The 9826-nt window shown below is 66.3% G+C and carries 10 protein-coding genes; all 10 read right to left on the bottom strand.

Annotated elements, in window-relative coordinates:
• Window positions 1-131: 131 nt before the first annotated feature.
• Window positions 132-620, bottom strand: a complete 489-nt coding sequence (locus ACSFBF_RS16660; RefSeq protein ID WP_435468762.1) for a hypothetical protein — start codon at window positions 618-620, stop codon at window positions 132-134.
• Window positions 617-1687, bottom strand: coding sequence for a beta-ketoacyl synthase N-terminal-like domain-containing protein (locus ACSFBF_RS16655; RefSeq protein WP_435468760.1), 1071 nt, complete (start codon window positions 1685-1687; stop codon window positions 617-619). The genes ACSFBF_RS16660 and ACSFBF_RS16655 overlap by 4 nt, the downstream gene beginning before the upstream one ends.
• On the bottom strand, window positions 1684-1959 hold the full coding sequence (locus ACSFBF_RS16650; protein WP_435468758.1) for an acyl carrier protein: 276 nt from the start codon (window positions 1957-1959) through the stop codon (window positions 1684-1686). The genes ACSFBF_RS16655 and ACSFBF_RS16650 overlap by 4 nt, the downstream gene beginning before the upstream one ends.
• Window positions 1956-3113 carry an ABC transporter permease gene (locus ACSFBF_RS16645; protein ID WP_435468756.1) on the bottom strand — a complete coding sequence of 386 codons (1158 nt, stop codon included), beginning with the start codon at window positions 3111-3113 and terminating at the stop codon, window positions 1956-1958. The genes ACSFBF_RS16650 and ACSFBF_RS16645 overlap by 4 nt, the downstream gene beginning before the upstream one ends.
• Before the next feature lie 10 nt (window positions 3114-3123).
• Window positions 3124-4032, bottom strand: coding sequence for an ABC transporter ATP-binding protein (locus tag ACSFBF_RS16640; protein WP_435468754.1), 909 nt, complete (start codon window positions 4030-4032; stop codon window positions 3124-3126).
• Window positions 4033-4343: 311 nt separating this feature from the next.
• Entirely contained in the window at window positions 4344-5324 is a 981-nt protein-coding gene (darH, locus tag ACSFBF_RS16635) for a BtrH-related acyltransferase DarH (protein ID WP_435468752.1), read from the bottom strand.
• On the bottom strand, window positions 5321-5716 hold the full coding sequence (locus ACSFBF_RS16630) for a DarG family dialkylresorcinol biosynthesis protein (RefSeq protein ID WP_435468750.1): 396 nt from the start codon (window positions 5714-5716) through the stop codon (window positions 5321-5323). Before ACSFBF_RS16630 ends, darH begins: the two co-directional genes overlap by 4 nt.
• A 2-nt stretch (window positions 5717-5718) precedes the next feature.
• Window positions 5719-6852 carry a beta-ketoacyl-ACP synthase III gene (locus tag ACSFBF_RS16625; protein ID WP_435468748.1) on the bottom strand — a complete coding sequence of 378 codons (1134 nt, stop codon included), beginning with the start codon at window positions 6850-6852 and terminating at the stop codon, window positions 5719-5721.
• A complete protein-coding gene (locus ACSFBF_RS16620; protein WP_435468746.1) occupies window positions 6842-7822 on the bottom strand; it encodes a dialkylrecorsinol condensing enzyme in 981 nt (326 codons plus the stop codon). The genes ACSFBF_RS16625 and ACSFBF_RS16620 overlap by 11 nt, the downstream gene beginning before the upstream one ends.
• Window positions 7823-8006: 184 nt before the next feature.
• Window positions 8007-9740 (bottom strand): ABC transporter substrate-binding protein, encoded by a 1734-nt coding sequence (locus tag ACSFBF_RS16615; RefSeq protein WP_093050780.1) that lies wholly within the window; start codon window positions 9738-9740, stop codon window positions 8007-8009.
• Between the last annotated feature and the right edge of the window lie 86 nt (window positions 9741-9826).

The raw sequence follows: 9826 nt of genomic DNA, 5'->3' as shown, positions 1-9826 counted from the left end.
GTTCGCGAAAACTGCAGAGAGTCTTTCCGTCTATGTGACGGCAATAGCGCACGTGTCAAAGTCGAGACACGTCGCGTCGCACCTCTCTCAAATCCTGCGCATCCAACTCGATACGCAAGGCTAGAGACACATCAGGCCGGCGCCAGCCGCCACCATTCAGAGCGCGGCAGCTCGTCGTTACGCTCCTCTTCCACGATGCCGAACAGCAGTCCATCGCGCGTCGCGCCCAGCTTCGCCAGCTGCAGCGTGCGCGCCTGATCGCGGCACAACACGAAGCTGGCGTCGCCCTGCCATTCGAGACACCGGCCGACTTCGGCCAGCATCAGCGCGGGCTGGCTCTGCATGAAGGTGAAGGGCATCGGCAGGCCCGCATCGAGCTGGGTCAAGCCAGCATGCGTGGCGCCCCATGCGCCGCGCATGCTTGCAACGCGGATGCGCGCACCGGCCGGCAGCGCTGCCTCGCCGGCAGCGTCGAGGCAGCAGCGCGCGCCGTACATCGCCAGTTCGGTCCACAGGCCGACGCGGCGCGGTCGGCGGCCGATGCGGCGGGCCAAGTCATCGCGCCAGTCGGCGGACGGCGGGTGCGCGACGAAATGAGCAGCGGTGCGCCAAGTGCTCATGGGCCGGCATCCTTCAACACCAGCGAGGCATGCCCGCCGCCGAAGCCGACCACGTTAAGCAGGATGTTGCGCAGCTTCAGCGGCGCCTGCTCGCTCAGCGCAATGCCGAGCGAGGCATCGAGCGGATAGTCCACGACAGGCCAGACGCCACCTTCGATGCAGCCAACCAGCAAGGCCAGCTCCGCCGCCCCCGCCGCGCCCAGCGTGTGGCCGATCGCCGACTTGAGCGACACCAGCGGTGGCAGCGGGTCGAACACCTGCTTCAGCGCCTCCACCTCGATGGCGTCGTTGACAGGGCTGCCGGCGGCCTGCACCTTGATCAGGTCGATGTCGCCGGGCTGCAGGCCGCTCTGCGCCAGCGCGCCGCGGCACATCGCATGCACAGCTGTGGCTTCGGTGCCCGAGGGATTGCGCCCATCGACGACGTTGGCACCACCCGTGATCTGCCAGCGCGCGGGCTGCGACGTCAGGCGCAACGCAGCCACCGCTTCACCAAGCACCAGCCCCTTGCGCTGCGCGCCGAAGGGCTGTGCGCTGTCAAGCGCCAGCAGCTGCATCGCACCGAAGCCGGCCACGGTGAAGCGGTTGTCCATCTCGACGCCGATCACCAGCGCTTCGTCGGCCTCCGCGCCGCGGATCAGGTCGGCGGCCGCCAGCACGGCGTTCAGCGCCGAAGTGCAGGCGGTCGAGACGGTGAACACCGGCCCCTGCCAATCCAGCGCGCCGGCCACGACGGCGGCAAAGTCCTGCAGGTCGCCGCCGAGTCGCAGATCCTGCTTCTCGTATTCCATGAAGCCGATGTCGAGAGACGACGAGGCCACGAACAGTGGCGCGGTGCGCGCTCCCCAGTCGCCGGTCTGGGCGACCACGCCGCGCACAGCGCTGCACAGGCGCTGCGTCCAGTCGCCTTCCCTCTGCGCCAGCGCGTAGACCGGCCAGCTGATTCCATCGGCCACGGCCACCGGCGTCGGCGGCACGCCACCATGCTGCAACGATGCCAGCACGGACGGCATGTCGTCACCCAGCACACAGGCCAGGCCCATGCCGGCCAGGTAGACATCATTCATGCCTTGCCCGCTTGCGCGAGATGCTCCGCGAGGTGAGCGATGGAGATCATCGCCCGGCGCGTTTCCTTGCTGTCGGGCATGCGCACGCCAAAGCGCTGCTGGATCGTCATCGACACCTGCAGGGCGTCGAGCGAATCGAGGTCCAGCCGAGCCTCGGGGCCGAACAGCGGCTCGTCGTCGCCGAGGCCGCCCGGGGGCGCATCTTTCTCGACGGCTTCGAGCACCATCGCCTTGAGGCTGGCAATGAATTCAGGGGTGACGGTGGTGCTCACGGTGCGCGCCTGCGAAACAAGAAAACGGCCAGAAGAAACATCAGCGCCGCAAACACAACCAGCCGGCCGATCTGCGGCAAGGCATCGGCCACGCCGCCGCCGCGCAGCAGCACGGTCAGCAGCGCCTCCAGCCCCCAGTTCATCGGAGAAATCTCGACCAACCGCTGCATGAAGCCCGGCATGACGAACTTGGGCACCATGATGCCGCCCGCCGCCGCCATCAGCACATTGACCATCGGCCCGATGGTGGCGGCCTGCGCATGACTGCGCACCAGGCAAGCCAGTGCGAGCGACAGGCTCACCGCCGCCAGGCTCACGGCCGCAAGCGACAACAACAACGCGCCCCAGTGGATGCCCGCGAGCGACAGCGCATCGCCGCCGATCAGCGGCATGAACCAGATGCCAGCCGCGAGCATCAGCACGGCCTGCAGCGCGTTCACGCCAAGGTACGGCAGCGCCTTCGACGCCAGCAGCATGGTGCGCGACACACCCAGGCTCTGCAGCCGGCCGAGCGCGCCCGAGCTGCGTTCCTGCACGAACAGGCTGGAGAGCGAGGCCACCACGAAGAACATGCCGAACACCAGCCACGCCGGCACGTTCTGCTGCACCGAGGTCGGCCGCGGGCCGGCGGTGGAGAAGCGCTCAGCGCGCACCATCGCCTCGATGGAGGCCTCGGGCGCAGGGCTGGCCGTGCCGGGTACCGCCAGCGCGAGGCGCGCCTTGAGCTCGCCCGATGCACCGATGAGTTCGGCGCGCAGCGCGTTGAACAGGTTGGCGTCGATGCCCGGCTCGGTCAGCAGATGGATGCGCGCCTGGGTCGACAGCGCGGCAGATTCCAGTTCTTCAGACAGGCCCGGCTCCATCACGATCACGTACTTGAGCGAACCGTTGCGCAGCCGCGCCTGCCAGTCGCTGCCCAGCGGCTGCGGTGCGCCATGGCTGCGCTGCCAGAGCTGCTTGAGCCACTGCGCGGGCGTCGCGGTGTCGCGCATGTCGATGGCATAGGTCAGCTCGGCCAGCGGCGGGCGGTAGATGTCCTTCAGCGTGAGCGACATCAGCACGATGAAGACCATCGGCATCAGGAACAGCGCGGCAAGGCCGTGCATGTCGCGCACGAGGGCGAGCAGTTCTTTCTTGATGAGCGCGAGGAGCATGGGCTTGTGTTCAGTCGCGCAGCGAGCGGTGGGTGAGCGCCATGAACAGCTGCTCGAGGTCATGGCGGCCGAATTCGGCATGGCGCACTTCGATGCCCGCAGCTTCGAGCGCGGCCAGCACCGGCCCGGGGCCACTGCCGGCGTTCAGGTGAATGCGCCAGCGCACTCCCCCCTGCTCCACCGTACCGAAGCGCGAGAGCATGCCGGCATCGAGCCCGTCGGCCGCCAGCGTGAGCAGCATCGCGCTCTTCGACAGCAGTTCGTCGAGCGAACCTTCGCGCAGCACGTGACCGCGGTCGAGGATGGCGACGCGATCAGCGATCGCCTCGATTTCTTCCATGTAGTGCGAGGCGTAGATCACCGCCGCGCCCTGCTGCGCGAGACTCTTGATGGCATCGAGGATGAACGCACGCGATTGTGGATCGACGCCCACGGTGGGTTCGTCGAACAGCATCAGCTCGGGTTCGGGCAACAAGGCAATGGCCAGGTTGAGCCGGCGCTTGAGGCCGCCCGACAGCCGCTCGGCGCGCACGCCCGCGAACTGCTCCAGCTGCGCAAACTGCGTACAGGTCGCGATGCGTTCCTTCTTGCGCGCGCCCGACAGGCCTCCAGCCGCGGCAAAGCAGGCGAGGTTCTCGGCCACGGTCAGCATTGGATAGAAGGCCTGCTCCTGTGGCGCCACGGCAATGCGCGTGGGCGTCTTTGCACGCACCTGCTGCAGTGGTTGCCCGTCGATGCGGATCTCGCCCGACTGCACGGCCAGCGCACCCGACAGGTGAGAGATCAGCGTGGTCTTGCCTGCTCCGTTCGGGCCGAGCAAGCCCAGTACGCAGCCCTTTGGCACCGCGAGCGATACGTCGGCCAGCGCTGGTGCTTCGGCGTGCGGGTAGCGGTAGCTGAGCTTGTTGAGTTCAAGCATCGGGGCACCTGTTCGGGGTGCGTGCGAATGACACCGGGTACTCCCCTCCGCGAATGTCCCCCGCCTTCGGCTCCTCCTTTATTTCGCTGCGGGGAGCACCCGGTGCCATTCGCACATGGGCGCGGCTGTAGTGCCGACCGATCGACCGCTGCGTCCATCGATCACGTCGATGGTGTGCTCTGCGCAGCGAAATAAAGGAGGAGGCCGCAGGCCGGGGGACATTCGCGGAGCAGAGCACACCGTCGGCGTGAGCGCGCCCCGAACAACGCTCCTCAATCACAGCGCGAAGAATCGAAAAACAGGACTCCATCTCAGGCAACAGCGGCCTTCAGGTCGCGAAAGAAGCTTTCTTCCTGCAGCGCCTGCTCACGCAGCTTCGCAGCCAGCGCGGCCGGGTCGACCGCCTCGCGCCCCTTCACCATACGCGCCGCCTTGAGAGCAAATGCACGCCAGCCATCGCCGATGGCGATGAGCCGCTCCGACATCTGCTGCAACTGCGGCTTATCGAGCAGCTGCGCCGCCTCCTGCAGAAAGCCCGCGTAGATGAAGCGAAAGCCCGCCCCGCCCGTGCCGATTTCTTCCTGCATGCGCACCACATGGCCGATGAAGTCGACGCTGCGCGGATCGGCCGGCGACAGCTTCTGCATGCGCTTGGCCAGCGTGTGCATGCCGCGCACGCCGACGATGGGAATCGGCGCAAGCATGTTGCGCACTGTCTTGCGGATGGCCTTGACCACCGAGGCCGCATCGACGACCTTGCGATCGATGGCCTGCGGGTAGTACATGAGCCCCTTCGGCGCCAGCACGCCCTTGGCGAAGCGGGCACGTGCCAGATCGCTGCTCGGGCAACGCACGGGCTCCTCGAACACCGGGTCGCTGATCAGGTAGTCGTCGCCGTCCTTGCCGTACACCAGCAGGTTGTGCGCGTTGAAGTGAAAGCGCATGTTCGGCGGAAAGTACGGCAGCCAGTACACCGACGTTTGCAGCCCCACCAGCTGACCGTCGGCCAGCAGCGCGTCGAGCCTCTGCTGCCCCGCCTCGGCGCTGCGGAATGTCTCGAAGCGGAAGCGCGCGGCCATCGGCGCCAGCAGGCCCTTGATGATGGCCTTGGGCGGCATGCGGTACGAGATCAGCGGCAGGCCCGACAGCTTGATGAAGGGCAGGTACGCGAACGAAATCGCGGACGACAGGCCCAGCGCCATGCTCTCGCTCATCGGCGCGCCGTGGTGGCGCATCAGGCTGGAGATGACGCCGCTTTCGCAATGCGCCGCCTGTTGGTGTTGAAAGTTCACGGCAGGCCTTGCAAGGTGGAAACGGGCAGGCCCAGCGCTTCGCTGTAGCGTGCGAGTTGCGCCGGCGACAGCGCGGCGAAATGGCGCGGCTGCAGGTGGCGCCGCACGCGCCATTGCCAGAAGCCGCTGGTCTGCGAGAGCAGCGCCACATCCATGCGGCGCTCGTACATCCAGTATTCGAGCGGCGAGGCCTGCCCCGCCTTCACGCGTTCCTTCGCGGCCTGCGCCTGCTCGATGAGCACGTCGACCGCATGGCTGGTGACGATCTCTTCCGCCTCCCAGCCGCGCGAAGTGGTGGTGACGACACGGCCCTGCGCATCGCGGGCATACATCAGCTTGGAATGGCCGTCGAGGGTCGCGTTGCCCTCTTGCGGTACCGCGTCGAGATCCATGGCTACACCGCTTCCATATAAATAAAGCCGCTGGAGAAGCGGCCGCTTTCGGGCACGAACATCAGCAACTTCTGGCCGCGCTGGATGCGGCCCGAGCGGAACAGTTCGTCGAGCATGATGTACGGCGACGCCGAACCCGTGTTGCCCTTGCTCGCAAGATTGCTGAACCAGCGCTCGCGCGGAATCGGCAAGCCCAGCGATTCGAGGCACTGGCTTACCGGCTCGACGAAGTACTGCGACGACAGGTGCGGCAGGAACCAGTCGATGTCCGCCGACTTCAGCCCGCGTCGCTCGATGATGGCCGCCAGCGGCTCGCCCAGCGTCGCGCGCACGATGTTGTCGTTGAGCAGGCGCACGTCCTGCTTGACGGCGAAGGTCGACTCGCGCTGCCAGTCTTCTGGCGACTTGCGCCCCCAGCCGTCGAGGCCGCCTTCGGCGTTTTTCTCGGCGCCGGCGTACATGCACACCGGCAGCTCGTGCGCGGCGGACGACAGGTCGATCCAATCGATGCGCAGCGACAGCGGCCCGCGCGGTTCGCGCTCCAGCAGCACGGCGCCCGCACCGTCGGACAACATCCAGCGCAGAAAGTCTTTTTCGAAGGCCAGTTCGGGTCGCGCCTCCAGCGCTTCGAGCTTGTGTTCGAGCTCGGCCTCGAAGCGCGAGCCACGCATCACGGCCGAGGCCAGCTCGGAACCCGTGGCCACCGCACGCCGGGCATCACCCGCGCGCACCGAAAGCCATGCATGCTTCAACGCCGTGGCGCCGGCCAGGCAGATGCCCGCGCAGGCCACCACTTCGAGCCGCGGCCAGCCGAGTTCACCGTGCACCATCACCGCGTGGTTGGGCATGAGCTGGTCGGGCAGCGAAGTGCCGGTAACGAGGCAGTCGACCGGCCCCACGTCGCCCAGCGCGCGAATCGCGGATGCGGTGAGTTGCGCGTTGGTCATCGCCAGTTCGCCGGTGGCGCGGTCGATCGCGTAGTGGCGCGACTGGATGCCGTTGCTGCGCAGAATCAGCCGCCGCGCGCGGGACGCCTTGCCGCCGATGCGACCGAGGACGTCTTCGATGTCTTCATTGCTGACCGGGGAAAAGGGCAGAAAGGCGGCGGTGCGGGTCAGGAAGACATCAGTCGTCATAGAGGGGGGTGCGGTCCGTGGCTGAGCCCGACGGGCACTCGAATTGGGCTGTCATTTTAGTCAGCCACCCTCTGAACAAAGGTCGCAAGAGTGCCTGCAGGCTCAGGCTCACGGGCACCACCGTAATGATCAGTACCAGCAGAAACAGCACGTACAGCAGCAGCAGCGGCTTGCGCTGCCACGCGCCGGGCCCGCCGGCGGCCATGATCAGCTTGCCCCAGAGGTAGAAGCTGCGGGTGCCGGCCTTCTCGCTGATGAGCAGCCTGGCATTGGCCTGTACCGCCCCAAGGCCGGCCAGCAGAGGCTGCGTGCCACGCTCCTGGTCGTTGTGCAGTGCATCACGCAGGGCACGACCGAAACGGCCGGTACCGTTGATCTGTTCGGTACTGAGCCCCGCATCGGGCATGCCCCAGAAGCCGCGCTTGCGGCCCCAGATCAGCCAGGCTGGCGTGGTGAAGAAGGTGGCGAGCGTGGGGCCGGGGTCGGTCAGCACCACGTTGTCGATCAGGCGCGCGCCCACGTCGTCGAGCATGCCCTTGAGCTTTTCGTGGGCCAGCAGCCACATGTTGCGGCAGGCGATGACCGTGACCACCGGCTTGCCTTTGAGCAGCCGCGCCGCCACCGGGTGCTTGAGGAAGGCAGCAACGGGCTGCGAAGGCGCCAGGAACCACACCTGGTACGGCAGGATGACAAGGTCGAACTCTTCCTCGCCCGTGAGCGACAGCGGCGCCAGCGGCTGCGGCTTCATGTGGGCCGACTCCGGAAAGGCGTCGAAGAAGGTCAGGAAAGGCCAGGGAAAGGGGTACGGCGCGAGCGGGCGCAGCGTTTCCTCGTGCACCTCGATCGACGGGTCGGCGCGCAGCGGCGCCACGATCCGGTCTGCAACCTCGTCGAGCTGGCCGGATTGCGAATAGCGAAGAACGAGGACGCGCTTGACGCTTCGAGGGGGGCTGGAGGGGCTGGAAGTCACTGGCGGTGGCGTTTCGGGGGCCGTCGAATGTACGCGATGCCTGTAGCGAGCGCATCTGCCAATGGTCATGGCGTCGCGGCAATCAGACGGTCGAATCGGTCAAATGGCCGGCAATGCGGAAAAAGAACAAGAAAAAAGGGCCGCACCTTGCGGCACGGCCCCTGTAGCGGTGCGCGAGGGAGGCTCAGCGCACCTTGCCTTCCTTCCAGGCGGTCAGCAGCTTGTTGTAGTCGATGGTCTCGCCCTTCGGCTTCTCGTTGGCCAGCTTCTTCCACGGGGCGTGGTCGTCGCTCAGGTACTTGGCCGGGTCGCCCTTGGGGTTGAGCTTGGGCGCGCAATGGGCCATGCCGGCGCGCTCGAGGCGGGCCATCACGTTGTCCATCTCGTCGGCCAGGTTGTCCATTGCCTTCTGCGGGGTCTTCTCGCCCGTGACGGCCTCGGCCACGTTCTTCCACCAGAGCTGCGCGAGCTTCGGATAGTCGGGCACGTTGGTGCCGGTCGGGGTCCAGGCCACGCGCGCCGGGCTGCGGTAGAACTCGATCAGGCCGCCGTACTTGTTGGCGTTCTGCGTGAAGTAGTCCGAGCGGATGTCGCTGTCGCGGATGAAGGTCAGGCCGGTGATCGACTTCTTCAGCGAGGTGGTCTTGGCGGTGATGAACTGCGCGTAGAGCCAGGCTGCGGCCGTCTTGTTGGCGTCATGGCCCTTGAAGAAGGTCCACGAGCCCACGTCCTGGTAGCCGTTCTGCATGCCCTGCTTCCAGTACGGACCGTTCGGGCCGGGGGCCATGCGCCACTTCGGCGAGCCGTCGTCGTTCACCACGGGCAGGCCCTTCTTGGTCATGTCGGCGGTGAAGGCCGTGTACCAGAAGATCTGCTGGGCGATCTGGCCCTGCGCCGGCACCGGGCCGGATTCGCCGAAGGTCATGCCCATGGCCTCCTTGGGCGCGTACTTCTTCATCCAGTCGATGTACTTGGTGAGCGCGTACACGGCGGCCGGCGAGTTGGTAGCACCGCCACGCGACACCGAGGCGCCCGTGGGTGTGCACTTGTCGGCAGCGACGCGAATGCCCCATTCGTCGATCGGCATGCCGTTGGGAATGCCCTTGTCGGCGGAGCCGGCCATCGACAGCCATGCATCGGTGAAGCGCCAGCCCAGCGACGGGTCTTTCTTGCCGTAGTCCATGTGGCCGTAGATCGGCTTGCCGTCGATGGTCTTCACGTCGACGCTGAAGAACTCGGCGATGTCTTCGTAGGCGCTCCAGTTGAGCGGCACGCCCAGGTTGTAGCCGTACTTGGCCTTGAACTTGTCCTGCAGGTCCTTGCGTGCGAACAGGTCGGCGCGAAACCAGTACAGGTTGGCGAACTGCTGGTCGGGCAGCTGGTAGAGCTGGCCGTCGGGCGCGGTGGTGAAGCTGGTGCCGATGAAGTCCTTCAGGTCGAGGCCGGGGTTGGTGAACTCCTTGCCCGCGCCGCCCATGTACTCGGTCAGCGACATGATCTTGCCGTAGCGGTAGTGCGTGCCGATCAGGTCGGAGTCGGACACCCAGCCGTCATAGATCGACTTGCCCGACTGCATCGAGGTCTGCAGCTTCTCGACCACGTCGCCTTCCTGGATCAGGTCGTGCTTGACCTTGATGCCGGTGATTTCCTCGAAGGCCTTGGCCAGCGTCTTCGATTCGTACTCGTGGGTGGTCAGGGTTTCGGAGACGACGGACACCTCCTTCACGCCCTTGGCCTGCAGCTTCTTGGCCGCGTCGATGAACCATTTCATTTCCTCCATCTGCTTGTCCTTGGACAAGGTAGATGGCTGGAACTCGCTGTCGATCCATTTCTTGGCTTCAGCCTCGCCGGCCGTTGCCGCACCGTGCGCGGCGAACATCGCCGCTGCCAGTGCCAATGCCGTGTAGCGCATCTTCATGAAGTTGTCTCCTCGGTTGTTGCTTCCCCGGTTTTGTGTTCGATCACGGCTCCGGGGAGGCGGAGAGCCGGAACGCATTTGGTTGA

Origin of the sequence: Variovorax nivicola, assembly GCF_051216475.1 — a bacterium.
In the GTDB taxonomy this organism is placed as follows: Bacteria; Pseudomonadota; Gammaproteobacteria; order Burkholderiales; family Burkholderiaceae_C; genus Variovorax.
Note: the sequence above shows the minus strand (reverse complement) of the source record. Positions and strands in the feature narration are given on the sequence as shown.